At 64.0% G+C, this 18762-nt stretch carries 15 protein-coding genes, 1 tRNA gene and 1 pseudogene; 11 read left to right on the top strand and 6 right to left on the bottom strand.

Features of this window, described 5'->3' with window-relative positions; genetic code table 11:
* Positions 1–132 precede the first annotated feature (132 nt).
* Positions 133–357 carry a hypothetical protein gene (locus QMG52_RS01410; protein ID WP_283558658.1) on the top strand — a complete coding sequence of 75 codons (225 nt, stop codon included), beginning with the start codon at positions 133–135 and terminating at the stop codon, positions 355–357.
* 77 nt (positions 358–434) lie between these two features.
* Here QMG52_RS01410 and QMG52_RS01415 read toward each other — a convergent pair.
* Together QMG52_RS01415 and QMG52_RS01420 are read right to left on the bottom strand one after the other, a co-directional pair.
* Positions 435–565, bottom strand: a pseudogene (locus QMG52_RS01415) (3-isopropylmalate dehydratase small subunit); the annotation flags it as partial.
* A gap of 101 nt (positions 566–666) precedes the next feature.
* Positions 667–2820 carry a RecQ family ATP-dependent DNA helicase gene (locus QMG52_RS01420; protein ID WP_502920430.1) on the bottom strand — a complete coding sequence of 718 codons (2154 nt, stop codon included), beginning with the start codon at positions 2818–2820 and terminating at the stop codon, positions 667–669.
* A 131-nt stretch (positions 2821–2951) separates the two neighbouring features.
* Between QMG52_RS01420 and QMG52_RS01425 the strand changes: the two genes are divergently transcribed.
* Both QMG52_RS01425 and QMG52_RS01430 read left to right on the top strand, forming a co-directional pair.
* Entirely contained in the window at positions 2952–4382 is a 1431-nt protein-coding gene (locus QMG52_RS01425; protein WP_283558660.1) for a phosphomannomutase/phosphoglucomutase, read from the top strand.
* Positions 4382–4966, top strand: a complete 585-nt coding sequence (locus QMG52_RS01430) for a hypothetical protein (protein WP_283558661.1) — start codon at positions 4382–4384, stop codon at positions 4964–4966. Before QMG52_RS01425 ends, QMG52_RS01430 begins: the two co-directional genes overlap by 1 nt.
* 149 nt (positions 4967–5115) lie before the next feature.
* Here QMG52_RS01430 and QMG52_RS01435 read toward each other — a convergent pair whose 3' ends face one another.
* From QMG52_RS01435 to QMG52_RS01445, 3 genes are all read right to left on the bottom strand, one after another.
* Positions 5116–6282: a globin domain-containing protein gene (locus QMG52_RS01435; RefSeq protein ID WP_283558662.1), complete on the bottom strand. Its 1167-nt coding sequence runs from the start codon at positions 6280–6282 to the stop codon at positions 5116–5118.
* A gap of 128 nt (positions 6283–6410) precedes the next feature.
* Positions 6411–6905: an RrF2 family transcriptional regulator gene (locus QMG52_RS01440; protein WP_283558663.1), complete on the bottom strand. Its 495-nt coding sequence runs from the start codon at positions 6903–6905 to the stop codon at positions 6411–6413.
* Positions 6906–6978: 73 nt separating this feature from the next.
* Positions 6979–8805 (bottom strand): phosphoenolpyruvate carboxykinase (GTP), encoded by a 1827-nt coding sequence (locus QMG52_RS01445; RefSeq protein WP_283558664.1) that lies wholly within the window; start codon positions 8803–8805, stop codon positions 6979–6981.
* A 265-nt stretch (positions 8806–9070) separates the two neighbouring features.
* On the opposite strand from QMG52_RS01445, the gene QMG52_RS01450 reads away from it, so the two are divergent.
* Positions 9071–9146, top strand: a tRNA-Arg gene (locus QMG52_RS01450).
* A gap of 83 nt (positions 9147–9229) precedes the next feature.
* On the opposite strand, the gene QMG52_RS01455 is transcribed toward QMG52_RS01450, so the two are convergent.
* Positions 9230–9958: a FadR/GntR family transcriptional regulator gene (locus QMG52_RS01455; protein ID WP_283558665.1), complete on the bottom strand. Its 729-nt coding sequence runs from the start codon at positions 9956–9958 to the stop codon at positions 9230–9232.
* A 285-nt stretch (positions 9959–10243) separates the two neighbouring features.
* Here QMG52_RS01455 and QMG52_RS01460 point away from each other — a divergent pair, with 285 nt between their 5' ends.
* From QMG52_RS01460 to QMG52_RS01490, 7 genes are all read left to right on the top strand, one after another.
* A complete protein-coding gene (locus QMG52_RS01460; RefSeq protein ID WP_283558666.1) occupies positions 10244–11872 on the top strand; it encodes an ABC transporter substrate-binding protein in 1629 nt (542 codons plus the stop codon).
* 127 nt (positions 11873–11999) lie between these two features.
* Positions 12000–12956 carry an ABC transporter permease subunit gene (locus QMG52_RS01465; RefSeq protein ID WP_283558667.1) on the top strand — a complete coding sequence of 319 codons (957 nt, stop codon included), beginning with the start codon at positions 12000–12002 and terminating at the stop codon, positions 12954–12956.
* Positions 12957–12959: 3 nt separating this feature from the next.
* A complete protein-coding gene (locus tag QMG52_RS01470; protein ID WP_283558668.1) occupies positions 12960–15119 on the top strand; it encodes a dipeptide/oligopeptide/nickel ABC transporter permease/ATP-binding protein in 2160 nt (719 codons plus the stop codon).
* Between the two features lie 11 nt (positions 15120–15130).
* Positions 15131–15946 (top strand): ABC transporter ATP-binding protein, encoded by an 816-nt coding sequence (locus tag QMG52_RS01475; protein WP_283558853.1) that lies wholly within the window; start codon positions 15131–15133, stop codon positions 15944–15946.
* A 51-nt stretch (positions 15947–15997) separates the two neighbouring features.
* Positions 15998–16927 (top strand): dihydrodipicolinate synthase family protein, encoded by a 930-nt coding sequence (locus QMG52_RS01480; protein WP_283558669.1) that lies wholly within the window; start codon positions 15998–16000, stop codon positions 16925–16927.
* A 104-nt stretch (positions 16928–17031) separates the two neighbouring features.
* Positions 17032–17970 (top strand): ROK family protein, encoded by a 939-nt coding sequence (locus QMG52_RS01485; protein ID WP_283558670.1) that lies wholly within the window; start codon positions 17032–17034, stop codon positions 17968–17970.
* A gap of 72 nt (positions 17971–18042) precedes the next feature.
* Complete coding sequence (locus tag QMG52_RS01490) at positions 18043–18729, top strand: putative N-acetylmannosamine-6-phosphate 2-epimerase (RefSeq protein ID WP_283558671.1); 687 nt, start codon at positions 18043–18045, stop codon at positions 18727–18729.
* The last annotated feature ends 33 nt before the right edge of the window (positions 18730–18762 follow it).

Raw genomic sequence — 18762 nt, forward strand, 5'->3', positions numbered from 1 at the left:
GCAGTGGCGATCTGGCAGTGGCGATCCGGTAGTGGCGCTTCCCTTTTGGAGGGTGTTACCGCCCTGGACCGGATACTTGCAAGGCGCCCCCTGCCGGGAGAACTGAAATCCTGTCCTGTCCGCAGGGAGCAGATGGAAATTTCCTTGCTGCTGCTGCCGTCCGCCAGCCACATCGGACGGGTGCAGCGGGTGCTGGACTTCGCCGACGGACTCTCCGGGTCGCCCGGCGAATCGCCCAGCCGCGCTCACCTGCACATGCTCGGGTTGCCCGCACCGGAACCCCAGCACGAGGTCCGCCACGATCAGGACCGCGCTGGTTACCTGGACTTCTACCGGAAGGTATTGCCAGGTATTTGAGTAACCGACAATTCGGGGGTGCGGCTGAACCGGGCATCTGCCCCATCCCGGCAGGGAACCGCCGGAGCAGGCGCCGGCTACCTCCGCACGGGCAGAGTCGTCGGTCTGAAGGCCGGCCGCGTCGCTTCGAACGTGGTGATGTCCCCGTGATGTCCGCTTCGTGGCGCAGCGTCAGCCCGATATCATCCAGGCCCTCCAGCAACCGCCAGCAAACACGACGAGGGACCGCAGCATAACCCCCGACGAACCAACGAAAATACCCACTTGGAATGGCGTGATCCCTGCGGAGGCAGCGAATAGCTGCTGCCTTTAGCCTGCCTGCGCCAGCACCAGCGGTAACACCGCGCCGGCACCGGCCTGGCGCAGTGCCCGGCCCGCCACGGTGAGCGTCCAGCGGCTGTCCACCAGGTCATCGATGAGCAGGACAGGCTGACCGGCAAATGGTTCCAGCGCCTGTGCAAGCTCCGCGCCCACGCCGAACTGGTCCCAGACACCGGCCAAACGGTAGGCACTGTTTCCGCCGCGTTGTCCGGTGGGGCCGCCGTGCAGCAAACTCAACTCCCCCAGCAGCGGAAGATGCCCCACAGAGGAAATCCCCTCCGCCAGGGACCGCACGATGCGTGGCTTCGTGCGGGACGGAACCGCGACTATTGCCGCCGGCCTGCCCTCACCGCTCCAGCCGGACTGGCCCCAGTCCCGGAGGACCCCGACGCAGGCCTGCAGCAGGGCCGGATCGACGTCCGCATCCTCGGCCCCCGCGGCAAAGAGCGTGCGCAGCGCCCCGCCCCAGCCCAGGTCCGTCAGCCGCGAGAGGGCCCGCCCGGTTCCGTTCAACTCCTCCGGCTTGAGTTTCCCCTTGACCGGGACGCCGAGTCGGTCCATTCCGCTGGGCCACTGCAAGCGTGGCTCGACTATCACGCCGGCACGGCGGAGGGTCTCGCCCGCTTTTGACACCGCAGAGCTGTCCACCGCGTCCGAAAACCACCGGTCCGTGCAGTTGTCGCAGCGCCCGCACGGCGCAGCGGTGTCATCATCGAGCGCAGCGGCGAGGTACTCCATCCGGCAACCGGCAGTCTGCTCGTAAACGACCATCGAATCCTGCTCGTTCACGCGCGCAGCGGCAATCCGCCGGTAACGCTCCCCGTCGTATACCCAGGCCTGCCCCGTGGACCGCCAGCCGCCTGCCGCGCGCTCCACGGCGCCGTCGACGGCCAGCACCTTCAGCAGCAGCTCCAGGGGAGTCCGGCGCAGATCCACCCGGGCTTCCAAGGCCACCGTGGAGACGGGCCGACCGGCCTCCGCGAGCGCTTCGAGCACCGCGGCAGCCTTCTGCTCCGAGGGCATCGATGCCGTCGCAAAGTACTGCCAGATGTCCTTGTCCTCCGTGCCCGGAAGCAAGAGGACATCCGCGTTGGCGGACCCGCGCCCGGCGCGCCCGACCTGCTGGTAGTAGGCCACGGGCGAGGAAGGAGCACCCAAATGGAGCACGAAACCCAGATCCGGCTTGTCGAAGCCCATCCCCAGCGCGCTGGTCGCCACCAGGGCCTTCACACGGTTTTCCTTGAGCTTTTGTTCGGCCGATTCACGGTCCATCGGATCCGTCCGCCCGGTGTAGGGCAGAACCGCATGCCCCGCCTCCGCAAGCATCCTGGCGGTATCCTCGGCGGCGGAGACGGTGAGGGTATAGATGATGCCGCTGCCCGGCAGTTCGTCCAGATGTGTGAGCAGCCAGCCGAGCCGGTCGCGGGAATCAGGCAACCGGAGAACCCCCAGCCGCAGCGATTCGCGGGCCAGTCCGCCGCGGATGGTGAAGACGTCCGTTCCCAGCTGTTCCTCGATATCCGCGACGACGCGCGAGTTGGCTGTCGCTGTGGTGGCGAGTACGGGCACATCTTCCGGCAGCCGGGCGATCAGGTCCGCGATCCGCCGGTAATCGGGCCGGAAATCATGCCCCCAGTCGGAAATGCAGTGCGCCTCATCAATCACCAGCAGACCGGTCCGGCGGACCAGCTCCGGCAGTTGGTTCTCGCGGAACGAAGGGTTTGTAAGCCGCTCCGGCGACACCAGCAGCACATCCACCTCGTCCGCCGCAAGCGCTTCGCGCACCAGATCCCACTCGGTCGTGTTGGCAGAGTTAATGGCCATGGCGCGAACCCCGGCCCGCTCGGCAGCCGCCACCTGGTCCCGCATCAGCGCCAGCAGAGGAGACACGATGAGCGTCGGACCGGCGCCGCGGGCCCGCAGCAGCAACGACGCGACGAAGTAGACTGCCGACTTTCCCCAGCCGGTGCGCTGGACCACCAATGCCCGCCGGCCAGCGTCGACCAGCGCCTCAATGGCTTCAAACTGCCCGTCGTGGAATTGGGCGCCCGGGGAACCAACAAGTTTGCAGAGGACGGCCAGGGCCTGTTCGCGGGTGGACCGGCCGGAATCGTGTGTCTGGGGTCGAAGGCTTTGCTGCATCATCCCCTCAGTATTCCAGCCTGCCCTGACACGATGCCCTTGCCTGCCGGACGGTGTGGATAAGTCTGCTCAGCGCTCCACCCCGGCAAGCGCTCCGCACTTTGCAGGTCCGCTCGCGTTACGCTAGGCACGTGACTAGCGTAGAAAACACCCGAATCGACCTTTCCAGCTCCTTCAAGGCCTACGACGTGCGCGGGATTGTCGGCGAAACAATCACGGCGGATATCGTCGAGGCGGTCGGCGCCGCCTTCGTGGATGTTCTGGAACTCGGCGGGCAGACGGTGCTGGTGGGCGGCGATATGCGCCCCTCCTCCCCCGAGTTCTGCGCCGCGTTCGCCCGGGGCGCTACAACCCGCGGCGCCGACGTGAAGCTGCTGAACCTGATCTCCACGGATGAGCTGTACTTCGCCTGCGGTTCGCTCCAGGCCGCCGGTGCAATGTTCACGGCCAGCCACAATCCCGCTGAATACAACGGAATCAAAATGGCCAAAGCGGGCGCCATCCCGGTTTCCTCCGAGACCGGGCTGGTGGAGATCCAGCATCTGAGTGAAAAATATCTTGCCGAGGGCATCCCTGGCGCCGGTTCCACCGGCAGCATCAGCGAGCAGGATGTTCTCCGGGAATACGCGGAGTATCTGCGGAGCCTCGTTGATTTGAGCGGATCCCGGCCGCTGAAGATCGTCGTCGACGCCGGTAACGGAATGGCCGGCATGACCACCCCAGCCGTGCTCGGTAGCCAGTTGCTCCCCGCGCTGCCGTTTGAAATCGTCCCGCTGTACTTCGAGCTGGACGGGTCCTTCCCCAATCACCCGGCCAACCCGCTCGAGCCGGCCAACCTGCGCGACCTGCAGGCCGCCGTCGTCGCCCACGGCGCGAACATTGGTCTGGCGTTCGACGGCGACGCCGACCGCTGCTTTGTGATCGACGAAAAGGGCACCCCCGTTTCGCCGTCCGCCGTGACTGCACTGGTGGCCCGCCGCGAGATCGCCCGCGCCAAGGCCGGGTCCGCCACCCGCGCTCCCGAACTGACACCGGTCATCATTCACAACCTGATCACCTCCCGCGCCGTTCCGGAACTCGTCACGGCCGACGGTGGCCGTCCGGTCCGCACCAGGGTGGGGCACTCCTTCATCAAGGCCGTCATGGCGCAGGAAGCCGCGGTTTTTGGCGGCGAGCACTCCGCGCACTATTACTTCCGCGACTTCTTTAACGCCGACACCGGCATGCTGGCCGCCATGCACGTGCTGGCCGCCCTCGGCGAGCAGGACGGTCCGCTCTCCGAGCTCGGTCGCGAATATGAACCTTACGTCTCCTCCGGGGAAATCAACTCCAGGCTGGCCGACGTTCCCGCCGCGGTGGCCCGCGTCCGCGCCGCCTATGAGCGCGACGGCGTGACACTGGACGAGCTGGACGGGCTGACCTTCACGGCGGACAACGGAGAGTGGTGGTTTAATCTGCGGGCCTCCAACACCGAACCGTACCTGCGGCTCAATGCCGAGGCCATCGATGCTGCGACCATGATCTCCACGCGCGACGACGTTCTGGCCTTGGTGCGCCAGTAATGACCGCGGAAGACACTGACGGCGTACAGGGCGCCACCCTTATAGCGGGGCTCGACCAAGCGCTGCCCGACCAAACTGCACCCGACCAAACGCCGCACGACGACGCCGATAGGGGCGACCTGAACAAACTGCTGGGGACCGCTCTCGGCATCGCCCAAGAGCAGCTTGAGGCACACGGCGCGTTCCTGCCGGTTGCGCTGGCCGTGGGCGACGACGGCGGGATCCGTATGCTGACCGTCTCCCCTGCCGGCGCGGAGAGCGGGCCGCACGCCGACGGTCCGGAATCCGCCAGTCCCGAAGCCGACAGTCCCGAAGCCGCCAGTCCCGAAGCCGACGGCGGGTTGGACGCCGACGCGATGATCGCGGACCTGTATGAGGTGCTGCGCCAGCAGAAGGACGTGCACCGGGCCGCCGCCATGGTCTGTGATATCCATCTGCCGGACGAGGGTACCGATGCAATCCATGTGGTGACCGAGCACCGCAGCGGCGTCTGCGTTGCCGCGGTGCAGGCCTACACGCGGACACCCGGATGGAACTTCAGCGAGCCGGTCTGGGAAGCGGAAGAGCCACAAATCTGGATCTAGCACTTCTCCCCTTTAATCGACGACTTTAATCGACGACGCAGTCGGCGCCCATGTTGTTCAAAAACATGGGCGCCGACTGCATCATCCATAACAAGGTCATTATCAGCCACGGGGTCCGGGGCCGGGACAGGCCCCGTCAACCGGCGGGGTCAGGCGGTAGCGAGCCAGAGATCGGGGCCGAAGACCTCGTAGTGGATGCGCTCGGCGGGGATGCCCGTGGCCAGTGCCTGCGAGCGGATGCTCTTCATGAACGGCAATGGTCCGCACAGGTAAACGGAGGCATCCTGCGGAATATCCAGTCCCTCCAGGGTCATGAACCCCTTGTTGTATCCTTCCTCCGGACGCTCAAGCCAGAGCTGTAGCTCCGCCGAGTCCAGCTTCTCCACATCCGCGCTCATCTGCTTCTGCAGTGCCCAGTTCTCCAGCCCCTGGTCCGCGTGCAGCACCAGCACATCGCGGTCGGAGCCGCTGTCCACCAGCGAACGCAGAATTGACGCCGTGGGCGTGCAGCCGATTCCGGCCGAAGCCAGCACCAGCGGGTGGTCGCCGTCGCCGAGGGTGACGTCGCCGTAGGGGTTGGAAAGCTCCAGCACGTCCCCGACCTTGACGGTGTTGTGCAGCACCGGCGACACTTCACCGTCCACGTCGATCTTGGTGGTGAAAACGCGCCGCGCCGCGTGCGTATCGGAGTGCAGGGAGTACTGCCGGACCTGGTGGATACCGTCGGGCATGGGCACCTTGATGGTGATGAACTGGCCCGGCCGGGAGGGGCTGACGGGTGTATCGTCGGCCGGCTCGAAGGTGAACGTCATGGAGCCGATGCCGGCGACCTCCTTGCTGACCAGAACCCACGGGCAAAAGGGCTTGTCATTGGCGGCCTGAGCGTACAGCCCTTTTTCGATCTTGATCAGCGCGTGCGCCATCAGCCAGTAGACCTCGCTCCAGGCACCGGCGATCTCGTCGGTGATCACGTCGGACAGCTCCTCAGCGATGGCTTCAAAGAGGTACTTGTAAACGATCGGGTACTGCTCCTCCACGATGCCCAACGAAGCGTGCTTGTGGGCAATGCGGGAGAGCACGGCCTCCGGGACGGAATCCGGATGGGCCACCAGGTGCGAGGCGAAAGCGACGATGCTGCCCGCGAGCGCCTGCTGCTGTATGCCGCTGGCCTGGTTGGAGCGGCTGAACAGACCGTCGAGGAGTTCCGGGTGGGCCGCGAACATTCTGGCGTAGAAATTCGGAGTGATCCTGGGCAGACGTTCCGCTACCAGCGGCATGGTGGCTTCTACGATGGGACGGGCCTGATCCGAAAGCATTGGTTTCTCCTTGGTACTGGTGATTACCGACAAGACCAAACTAGCATTTGAAATGCTACATTTCGGACGTTTTCTACGATTCGTAGAAAAAAGTTTTGCCGATCGCAGAGATACCCCGGAATTGAGGGTCAGGAACGGAACACTGTGTCCAAGGCCACAAAGACGCGGCCGCTTTGGCGGTTCTCCGCGAGGGACGCGATGACGACGTCGTCGAGCTCGGCATAGAAGGCCTCCCGGGCGCGCGCAAGGGCACCGCGGAGTCCGCAGCCGTCGCTCAGTGGACAGTCCCCGCTCGCGGTGTGGCAATCAGCCACGTCGGGCCGGACATCCAGCCTCCGCAGCAGCCAGCCCACGGTCGCGCTCCGGCCGCGGCTGCTGATGACGGCGCCCCCACCTCGTCCACGGGTGACGTCCACCAGACCCAGTTCGCGAAGCCGGATCACCGCCTTGCTGACGTGGTTGTAGGGGATGCCGACACTGTCGGCAATCTGCTGTGAGGTCAGCAGGGCACTTCCCTTCACGGCGCTACCCTGCGGGGAGGTGACCTGCGGGGAGGCGTACTCAGGGGCCGCCAACAGCATGACGACGCGCAGGCACAAATCCGAAAAAGCGTTTATTCGCACCCATCAACAGTATCCGGAACAGAAAAACCGACCCGCCGAATCCAATCGGCGGGTCGGTTTCACCACGGGAATGTCAGCCCAGTCTGGACTTCAGGCCTTCCAGCTCCGCAGCCAACTCGTCCGGGAGGGAATCGCCGAACCGGCTGTACCACTGCTGGATGCTCTCGGCCTCGGTGGCCCACTCCGCCGGGTCTACCCGGACGGCCGCGGCCACATCTTCGGCACTCAGATCCAGACCGCTCACATCCAGGGAACCAGGGGCGGGGACATAGCCGATGGGGGTTTCCACCGCTTCGGCCGTCCCTTCGAGGCGTTCGATGGCCCATTTCAGCACTCGGGCATTGTCCCCGAAGCCTGGCCATGCGAAGGAACCGTCTGCCTTCCGCCGGAACCAGTTGACCAGGAAAATCTGCGGCAGCTTGTCCTGATTTCCCGTCTTGCTCAGTTCCAGCCAGTGCTTGAGGTAGTCGCCGGCGTCGTAGCCAATGAACGGCAGCATGGCCATCGGATCCCGCCGCACCACGCCCACCTGGCCGGCGGCGGCCGCCGTCGTTTCCGAGGACAACGTAGAACCCATAAAAATGCCATTAGTCCAGTCGCGGGCCTGCGTGACGAGCGGAATGGTGGTCTTGCGCCGGCCGCCGAACAGAATTGCGGAGATCGGCACCCCGTTGGGCTCATCGTATTCCGGTGCCAGCATGTCGACCTGATGGATCGGCGTACAGAAACGCGAGTTCGGATGCGCGGCGGTAGTGCCGGAATCCGGAGTCCAGGAATCCCCGCGCCAGTCGGTCAGGTGCGCCGGAGTCTCCTCGGTCATGCCCTCCCACCAGACGCCGCCGTCGTCCGTGAGTGCAACGTTCGTGAAGATGGAATTGCCCTTGGCAATGGCCCGCATCGCATTGGGGTTGGTGCTCCAACCCGTGCCCGGTGCGACGCCGAAGAGTCCATCCTCGGGATTAACCGCGCGCAACTGGCCGGCCTTACCGAAGCGCAGCCAGGTGATGTCATCCCCCAGCGTCTCCACCTTCCAGCCCTTGATGGTGGGATCCAGCAGCGCCAGGTTCGTCTTGCCGCATGCGGATGGGAAAGCCGCTGTGATGTAGTAGGTCTTTTGCTCCGGGGAAGTCAGCTTAAGGATCAGCATGTGCTCGGCCAGCCAACCTTCGTCGCGGGCCATCACGGAGGCGATCCGCAGGGCATAGCACTTTTTACCCAGCAGGGCATTTCCGCCGTAACCGGAGCCATAAGACCAGATGGCGCGCTCTTCCGGGAAGTGCACAATCCACTTCTCCTCATTGCATGGCCAGGCGACATCCGGCTGGCCATCGAGCAGTGGTGCTCCCACGGTGTGCAGCGCCGGTACGAAGAAAGCATCCAGTTCCTCCAGTTTACGGAGCACGGGAGTTCCGATGCGCGCCATGATCCGCATCGAGGCCACTACATAGGCGCTGTCCGTAATCTCCACGCCGAACTTGGGGTCATCGGCTTCCAAGTGCCCCATTACGAACGGAATGACGTACATCGTCCGCCCGTGCATCGAGCCGGCGAAGAGGCCGCGCAGCTTCTCCTTCATCTGCTCCGGTTCCATCCAATTGTTGGTGAAACCGGCGTCGTGCTCGTTTTTGGAACAAATGTAGGTCTGTTCTTCAACCCGGGCCACGTCTTTGGGGTCGGAGAAGCCGGCAAACGAATTCGGGAACTTCTCCGGATTCAGCCGGACAAGGGTGCCCGCCTCGACCATTTCATCCGTGAGGCGTACGTATTCGCCCGCCGAGCCGTCTACCCAATGGATTTTATCCGGCTGGGTGAGCGCGGCAACCTCTGCCACCCAATCAAGCAGGCGCTGATTCGTAGTCGGAGCCTGATCGACAGACTGCTGCAGTGGCGTAACGCTCATGACTTTTCCCTTCATCGGGGTCGGCGGTGTGTGATAAATGCTAGGGGCTCGACCACGGCTATTCCCGGGACCGGAGGTAGGATCTCCTTTCCCCGACGTGAGAAAATATCCCTACATTCCGGGGATTTCTCCTCGGAACGGACATTATTTGTGTGAGACGAATCACGTAGACCGGTCTAGTAAGAGGAAACACGACGTCGCCGGTTTGTGACTGGGCCGTGTTCACGCTAAAGTTGCATACGGCTTGAGGGCCGGTTTGAAGAATGCGTGCGTAGCTCAACGGATAGAGCATCTGACTACGGATCAGAAGGTTGGGGGTTCGAATCCCTTCGCGCGCACCAAAAAAAGAGCCCCTGACCCGCGGAAACGCTGGTCAGGGGCTCTTTTTAACGGGCCTAAAAGCTGCCAACGTCCACCGCAGCCGTCAGACCGCGACAACCTCGGCAATTCGGTTCCGGATCCCGTCAAAGTGACGGTTCAGCAGTTCCGAGGACAGCGTCTTGTCCTTCAGCGCCACGGCATTGTAAATACTCCGGTGCACGGCAGCTATGGCGGTGAGATCGCCCGTCTCAGCGCCGATTTCAACATGGATCTTCCGGTATACCTTCCAGAAAACGTCCATCAGGCTGGTGAGCAGGTCATTGGCCAGCGGCTCAAAAAGCAGCGAGTGGAATTGCGCATCGGCTTCGGTGAAGCTCTCCCCCCGCGCCGCGAGCTGCTCCATCCGTGCTACGGCTGCTTCGATGCGGGCAAGCTGCTCCGCGGTCATCACGTCAATGGAGCTTCCGATCAGCCCGGATTCCAGGGCCTGGCGGACATCCACAAGCTGCAGTGCCTCGAGTCCCTCGTGCCGCAACGAGAGCCGGCCACGGAAAGTCAGACCGTCGGCCAGCGCCTCGAAGTTGCTGGGCGCGACAAACATGCCAAAGCCATGGCGGATTTCCAGCACGCCCAGGGCCTGCAGCACCTTCAGTGACTCTCGCAGCGTATTGCGGCCTACGCCCAGCGCCAAGGAGAGTTCACTTTCGGTCGGCAGCGGATCGCCGGCCTCCAGCTCCCGGTCCAAAATAAGCTCCATTATGTCCGCCTGCAGGGCGCGCAAGCGTGTCTGCGCGCTGAATCGTGCCTGCGGTACGACTGCCGATGTCGCCAATCTGACTCCTTAGGAAATGGTGCGAACATAGATGACCGCCGCTGGCGCCACGAATCAAGTGATCTGCAACATATGATATCGGATGTCCGATGTCGGGATGAAACGAGCCCGCAGGGACCAGCCCGAAGAGCAGGGACAATGCGGTGCCCGGGCACCTGGGCACGCACCGTAATAAACTTGTGACCTGCCATCCGCTTGACCTGAGGCTGTGACCTCTCTTACAGTTTTACTATAAGCATCGGACGTCCTACGTCCGATATCTAACTTTCGAAACGGTGAGCCCATATGAGTAGCACTTTTGAGAAACTGCCTTTGGTAAAGGATGCGTCGCGTCGCAACTTCCTAAAGCTGGCAGGCGTCCTCGGCACCGCAACAGCGTTCGCCGGCACGCTGGCCGCGTGTGGCAGCTCGTCGACAACGACGACGTCCGCGGCCGCCAATACCGCGGCGGTTAACAAGGACCTGACGATCGAGGCCGGCATCTCGTACTCACTGTCCACCGGATTCGACCCAATGTCCTCCTCGGGAGCGACTCCGCTGGCTGCAAACCTGCACATCTTCGAGGGCCTCGTTGAGCTCCACCCCGCCACCCGGGAACCGTATAACGCACTGGCCGCCGCAGACCCGAAGAAGATTGACGACACCACCTACCAGGTGACGCTGCGCGATGGCGCGCTGTTCCATGACGGCACGCCCGTCACCACCGAAGACGTTGTGTACTCCTTCACCCGGGTCCTGGATCCGGCCAGCAAGGCCCTCTTCGCGCAGTTCATTCCCTTCATCCAGTCCGTCACAGCAGTCGACGCCAAGACCGTTGAGTTCAAGCTGTCCAGTCCGTTCGCCGGCTTTGGCCCGCGCATCTCCGTGGTGAAGGTGGTCCCGAAGGCACTCGCTTCCGCCGACCAGAAGGCCTTCGACGCCAAGCCCATCGGCACCGGCCCCTACAAGTTCGTCTCCGCCGCCAAGGACGACAAGATCGTCTTTGAGCGCAATGACGCCTACAACGGTCCGAAGCCGGCGCTGGCCAAGGGCATGACCTGGTTCCTGCTCTCCGACGCATCCGCCCGTGTGACCGCCGTCCAGTCCGGCCGGGTGCAGGCCATCGAAGACGTCCCGTACCTGGACGTCGACGGCCTGAAGTCCAAGGTCCAGGTCGAGTCCGTGCAGTCCTTCGGGCTGCTGTTCCTGATGTTCAACTGCTCCAAGGCTCCGTACAACAAGAAGGAAGTCCGCCAGGCGCTGCATTACGCGTTGGACAAGGACGCCATCATCAAGACGGCGCTGCTGGGGAACGCAACGGCGGCCACATCCTACTTCCAGCCCACGCACCCCGATTACCAGAAGGCCGCCACGGTCTACGGCTTCGATGCGGACAAGGCAAAGAAGATGCTCTCCGATGCCGGGGTCAGCAATCTGTCCCTGACGCTCACCACCACGGACACCGCCTGGGTCAAGGACGTCAGCCCGCTGATCAAGAAGAACTGGGATGCCATCGGCGTCAGCACAACCCTGGAAGCGCTGGCCTCCTCGGCCGTCTATGCACCCGACAAGGTTGGCGGTCTGAAGTACGACGTCGTCGCCGCCCCCGGCGACCCGTCCGTCTTCGGCAACGACGCGGATATCCTGCTGAGCTGGTTCTACCGGGGCGATGTCTGGGCCAAGAACCGCTTCGGCTGGGCCGACCAGCCGGCATACGCCACGGTTCAGACCAAGATGAACCAGGCCACGCAGGCCACCGGGGACGCCGCCAAGAAGCTGTACAAGGAAATCATTGACATCGTTGCCGACGAAGCCCCGCTCTACCCGATCTTCCACCGCAAGCTCCCCACCGCCTGGGACAGCAAGAAGCTCTCGGGCTTCGCGCCGCTCCCGACCACGGGCCTGAGCTTTATCGGCGTCGGCAGGACGGCTTAGCTTCCACCCGCAGAGCACAGACCAGAGGGGCTGTGGCCCCCGGGCTATGGCCCCTCTGGTCTCAGAACGTCTCAATCCACGACGCAGCACCCACTGCGGATAAACCAATAAAAACCGGAGAAACAAATTGGTAATGTTATTGCGACTGCTGGGACGCCGGCTCGCAGCACTTCCGCTGATGATCCTGGGTGTCACCCTGCTGGTCTTCGTGGTGCTGCAGTTTGCCCCAGGCGACCGCGCCGTGGCAGCCCTCGGCGAAGGTGCAACTCCTGAAGCCCTGCAGCAGTACCGGGTGGAAAACGGCCTCAACGATCCGATGTTCCTGCAGTACTTCAGGTATCTGGGAAATCTGATTACCGGAGACTTCGGCAAGACCCTGCCTCCGCAGAAAAACATCACGGACGTCATCACCCAGGCCTTCCCGCTCACGCTCCAGCTGACCTTCCTCGGCGTGCTCATTGCGATCGTGCTGGCGCTGGCCTTTGGCGTACTGGCCGCGCTCTACCGTGATACCTGGGTGGACCAGCTCATCCGCGTATTCTCCATCGCCGCCATCGCCACCCCCTCGTTCTGGCTCGGCATCCTGCTGATCCAGTGGTTCGCCCTCGGCACCAACTCGATCTTCCCCTCCGGCGGCCTGGCCGACCCAACCGAAGGTTTCAGCGGCTGGATCCGCTCCATGGCGCTCCCCGCCCTCGCCCTTGGCGTCCCCGTGTCGGCATCACTGATCCGCGTGGTCCGCACCTCGATGGTGGAAGAGCTGGACCGTGACTACGTCCGGACCGCCATCGGAAACGGCGTCCCGTACCGCGAAGTCGTCTCCAAGAATGTCCTCCGCAACGCGCTCGTCACCCCGGTAACCGTGCTGGGTCTGCGCGTCGGGTACCTGCTAGGCGGCGCCGTCGTTATTGAAATGATCTTCTCCCTGCCCGGCATGGGCCAGCAGATCCTTAACGGCATCACCAACAAGGACACCAATCTGGTACAGGGCGTCGTGCTCGTCATTTCGGTGACCTTCGTGCTGGTGAACATTCTTGTCGACCTGCTCTACCTGCTCATCAACCCCCGAATCAGGACGGTCTAAGCCATGCGCAGCAAACTTGCCGAACGGTTGAGCGCTCCCGGGCTGCGGTTCAAGGCCCTGGCCCTCTCCTCCAAAATTGCCCTGCTCTTCCTGATCTTCATCATCCTGATGGCCATTTTTGCCCCGGTCATTGCGCCGCAGGATCCCCTCGCCACCGGCATTCCGGCCCAAGCGCCCAGCGCGGACAACTGGTTCGGCACCGACAGGCTGGGCCGCGACGTCTTCTCGCGCCTGCTCTACGGCGCCCAGTCCTCGCTGGAGATCGGCCTCGGCTCGGTGATCCTGGCCATCATCCTGGGCGCCACGCTGGGCTCTCTGGCGGCCACGACGTCCAAGGCCATCAGCGAACTCATCATGCGCATCATGGACGTGCTGATGGCTTTCCCCGGCATCGCGCTGGCCGCCGTCCTGCTGGCTTCCTTTGGTAATTCGGTTCCGGTCATCATTGTGGCCATTGCGATAATTTATACGCCGCAGATTGCCCGCGTGGTCCGCGCCAATGTCCTGGCGCAGTACGGCGAGGACTATGTCCGGGCCGAGCGCGTCATCGGGGCCGGGCGGACCTATATTCTGCTCAAGCACATCGTGCGCAACACGGCGGCCCCGGTTCTGGTGTTCGCCACGGTCATGGTGGCCGACGCGATCATCCTCGAGGCCTCGCTGTCCTTCATCGGCGCCGGGATCCAGGACCCCGCGCCGTCTTGGGGCAATGTGATCTCCTATGGCCGCAATCTGGTCCTCTCCGGCGGCTGGTGGGCCACCACCTTTGCCGGTTTGACCATCCTGCTGACCGTGCTGGCGCTGAACGTGCTGGCCGAGGGTCTGACCGATGCAATGGTTAATCCAAGGCTGCGCAAGGCGCCGAAGGTGAACGACGACGACGGCTCGGCCGCCGCCGTTGCGCGCAAGGGTCTGGATACCGAGGTCGCCACCTCACCCGCCCAGCCGTCCGTCGTCGAAGGTCATGAACTGGACCGGTTTGAGCTGCGCGGGCCCGGTGCGGAAATCGTCACCGATTCCGAGCTGGCGGACGTGCTCAGCAACCCGGAGGTGGCGAAGGCCGATCCCTTTGCCCTGCTCGATCACGAGCTCACACTGTTGCGCGGCATCGAAGAGCAGCGCACGGACCGTCTCCCCCAGGTCGGTCACACCACACGCACTGTGCTCGAGGTCAAGAACCTGTCCATCCGCTTCCCGGCGCGATTCGGCGAAACAGCGATCGTAGACAATGTCAGCTTCACTGTCCGCGAAGGCGAAACGATGGGCCTCGTCGGAGAATCCGGCTGCGGTAAATCCATCACCTCACTGGCAGTCATGGGCCTGTTGCCCAAGACGGCCAGGATCACCGGATCGATCACGTTCGATGGCAAAGAGCTGCTGGATTCAGCTGCGGGGAAGAGCGATGCGAAAGCCTACGAAGGACTCCGCGGCGAGCAGATCGCAATGGTCTACCAGGACGCGCTGAGCTCCCTGAACCCTTCCATGCTGATCAAGGATCAGATGAGCCAGCTGACCAAGCGGAACGGCCGCAAGACTCCCAGGGAACTGCTGGAGCTGGTCAAGCTGGATCCGGAACGCACGCTCAAGAGCTACCCGCACGAGCTCTCCGGCGGCCAGCGCCAGCGCGTGCTCATTGCCATGGCGCTCTCGCGCTCACCGCGCATTGTGGTCGCGGATGAACCGACGACGGCGCTGGACGTCACCGTGCAGAAGCAGGTGGTGGATCTGCTCAACGAGCTGCGTGAACAGCTCGGCTTCGCGATGGTCTTCGTCAGCCACGACCTGGCCCTGGTGGCGTCGCTGGCACACCGGGTCGCCGTGATGTACGCCGGTCAGGTGGTTGAGTCCGCGCAGGCGTCCGAGCTGCTGCAGAATCCGATGCATGAGTACACCCGCGGTCTGTTGGGTGCGGTGCTCTCAATCGAGGCCGATGCGGTGCGTCTGCACCAGATCCCGGGCACCGTGCCGTCCCCGCGCGATTTCTCCACCGGGGACCGCTTTGCCGGCCGGTCGCTGCGCCCGGATGCCGATCCTGCCCAGCAGCTGGCCTTCGTGAAGGTGGAGACCAACGGCGTTGATTCAGACCATTTTTGGGCCAGCCACCGGAAAGAAGACGCACCGGCGCTAGCCGGGGCGAGGACCGCCAGGAAGGGCGCAAAATGAGCACGGTATCGATGAGCAGCAAGACCGCGCAGGACACCGCACCGGTCATTGAGCTGAAGGACCTGCATGTTCACCACCGGACCCGTTCGGGCGGACTGTTCAAGCCCAACTACGTCAAGGCCGTCAACGGTGTGAACTTCACCGTCAGCCGTGGCGAAACCGTGGGCATCGTGGGTGAGTCGGGTTGTGGAAAGTCCACGCTGGCAAGCGTCCTCGTCGGCCTGCAGACCCCCACCTCCGGCGAAGTTTTGTTCCACGGCCTGCCGGCCATCAAACGCAACGCGCGGATGCGTAAGGAATTCGGCCGGGCGGTCTCGGTGGTTTTCCAGGATCCGTCGACGGCGTTGAATCCGCGGATGACCATCCAGGACATCCTGACCGATCCGCTGGTGATCCACGGGATCGGCAACGCCGCATCCCGAGCCGCGAAGGTCCGGGAACTGCTGGCCCTGGTGGGTCTGCCGCAGTCGGCGGCGGAGGTCACGCCTTCCCAGGTTTCCGGCGGCCAGCGCCAGCGTGTGGCCATCGCCCGCGCCCTGGCCTTGGGACCGGACCTGATCGTGGCGGATGAGCCGACGTCGGCCCTGGATGTTTCGGTCCGGGCTCAGGTACTGAACCTGCTGTCCGATCTGAAGAAGGAACTGAATCTGGGCATGGTGTTCATCAGCCACGACATCCAGACCGTGCGCTACGTTTCCGACCGGATCTGCGTTATGTACTTCGGCCAGATCGTTGAAGAAGGCCCCGCAGGACAGGTCTTCGGGAACCCCCGCGACGACTACACGAAGAAGCTGCTCGGCGCAGCGCCATCGCTGCTGCACATCTAGCCTTGCCCCACCGTTTTTCATCTATTGACATCAACTAATTTGGAGAATATTGTGACCCCCGTCGCTACCCGTTTTCAGGGCGTCATCCCGCCCGTCGTCACCCCGCGCACCCTTGAGGGCGCGATCGACGTTCCCTCGCTGGAGAACGTCGTCAAGCACCTGCTCGACGGCGGTGTGGATGGACTGTTCGTGCTCGGCTCCTCCGGCGAAGTCAGCCATATGACCAACAGCGAGCGCGATACCGTGCTAACGACCATTGCCGGCGTCAATGCCGGCCAGGTCCCGCTGGTGGTCGGCGCCTGTGAGCAGACCACGAACCGCGTGATTGAGGAGGCCAAGCGGGTCGTCGCGCTCGGCGCCGATGCGCTCGTGATCACCTCGCAGTACTACGCGGTCAGCAACGCGCAGGAAAACGCCACGCACTTCCGCAGCATCCACGCCGCCGTTGACACCCCAATTTTCGCGTATGACGTTCCAGTGCGCACACACTTCAAGCTGCCCACCGATCTGCTGGTCCAGCTGGGCGCCGAGGGTGTCATTGCCGGCGTCAAGGACTCCTCCGGCGACGATGTCTCCTTCCGTCAGCTGCTGCTGGCCGCCAAGGACATCCCCAACTTCGACATCTTCACCGGTCATGAGGTCGTCGTCGACGGCGCCCTGCTGGGTGGGGCACAGGGCGTCGTCCCGGGCCTGGGAAACGTGGATCCCCGTGGATACAAGAACCTGTACGAGGCCGCCGTCGCCGGCGACTGGACCAAGGCCGCCGCCGAGCAGAACCGTCTGGCCGATGTTTTCGAAATTGTCTACACGCCCAGGCCCGGACGGCTGTCCGGGAACGCCGCCGGCCTGGGTGCTTTCAAGACGGCACTGGTGCTGATGGGTGTCATTAAAACCAATGTCATGAGTGCGCCGATGCTGGCGCTGGATGACGCTGAGACCGCTGCGGTCAAGGTTATTCTGGAGCGCACCGGTCTGATCTGATCTGATCTTGTCCGATCTGATGTGATCTTGTCGGCGCCGAAGGCGGCTTTCAGACAGCTTCCTCCGCACGGCCCACGGCTCCTTGTTTTTTGAGAAGGTTTTTCATGCGGTACGCAATTGGTGTGGATTTGGGTGGGACGAAGACGGCTGCCGGAGTTGTTGATGCTGCCGGAAAGGTCCTGTTCCAGAAGCAGATGGCGACGCTGAACCGGGACGGCGGGGAGGCGATTCTGGACGCCACCGCCGCCCTGGTGTCAGGTCTTCGGAACGAGGCCGCCGCCGTCGGCCTTGAAATTTCCGCCGTCGGAATGGGCTCCGCCGGCGTCATCGACGCGGATCGCGGAGCCGTCATCTCCGCGACTGACGCCATTCTGGGCTGGGCGGGCACGCGGATCGCCGACGGGCTCAGCGCCCGCCTCGGCCTGCCTGGGGGCTGCGTGAAAGTCATCAACGACGTCCATGCGCACGCCATCGGAGAAGACTGGCTCGGCGCCGGGGCCGGTTCGTCCAGCACGCTGATGATGGCCTTCGGCACCGGGGTCGGCGGTTCTTTTGTCGTGGCCGGCCGTCCGCTGCTGGGGCACCGCTTTGTTGGTGGACATGTAGGCCACTTCGCCTCCAGTTATGCCGTGGCCGCGGACGGCAGCCCGTTGGACTGCTCCTGTGGGCACCGCGGGCACGTCGAGGCCATTGCTTCCGGTCCGGCCCTGCATGCCCTTTATCTGCGCAACGGCGGGGATTCCCGTGCAGTCGACACCCGGCAGGTCTTTGCCCGCGCCAGCGCCGGGGATCCGGTGGCACTGGCGTCAGTTCAAACGTCGGCGCGTGCAGCGGGCCAGGCCGTCGGCGGGCTGGGCAATGTACTGGACCCCGAGGTGGTGGTGGTCTCCGGCGGATTGGCCGACGCTGGGGCCCTCTGGTGGGACGAAATGACCGCCGCGGCGGCCGAGGAGCTGATGCCTCCGCTGGCCGGGCTGCGGATTGTCCGCGCTACGCTGGGCAACACCGCGGCCATCGTGGGCGCAGCGACCCTGGTTTTGTAAGCCAAAAAATCACCACGGCATTTCATTGAACACAGCATTCGTAACGCCGAGCCATCACTACGAGGAGTTAAAGTGACCCTGAAACTGACCGACCTGGACGCGCTCAAGGGACAGCTGATTGTCTCGGCCCAGGCCTATCCCGGCGAGCCGATGCGCGATCCGCGGACCACCGGCCAGGTTGCGGCCTCCGCCGTGATCGGCGGTGCCGCGGCCGTTCGCGTGCAAGGCATTGCGGACATCCAGTTCACCCGCGCCGCCGTCGAGGTTCCCGTGATCGGGCTGTGGAAGGACGGCCACAGCGGCGTTTTCATCACACCCACCCTCCGGCATGCGCTGGCGTGCGCGAACGCTGGGTCGCACATCGTGGCCATCGACGGCACCCGCCGCCCCCGACCGGACGGTCTGGCTCTGGCAGCGACCATCGCGGGCATCCACACCGGATCCAATGCGCTGGTCATGGCCGATTGCGGATCGCTGGCCGACGCCGAGGCGGCCATGGCAGCCGGCGCGGATCTGATCGGCACCACGTTGGCAGGCTATTCGGGTGAGCGCGAAAAGACACAGGGGCCGGACCTGGACCTGCTGGCGGAAATCGTCGCTGCGGACTTGGGCCTGCCGCTGATCGCCGAAGGCCGTATCCATACCCCGGCGCAGGCCCGCCAGGCACTGGACGCGGGCGCGTTCGCCGTCGTCGTCGGCACCGCCATCACGCACCCGGCCTCCATCACGGGCTGGTTTAAGGACGCCCTGGACGCCTGATCCGTGGGCCTGGCATCGATTGCACGGCAGGTG

The organism is Paenarthrobacter sp. PH39-S1, assembly GCF_030063245.1.
Taxonomy (GTDB): domain Bacteria; phylum Actinomycetota; class Actinomycetes; order Actinomycetales; family Micrococcaceae; genus Arthrobacter_M.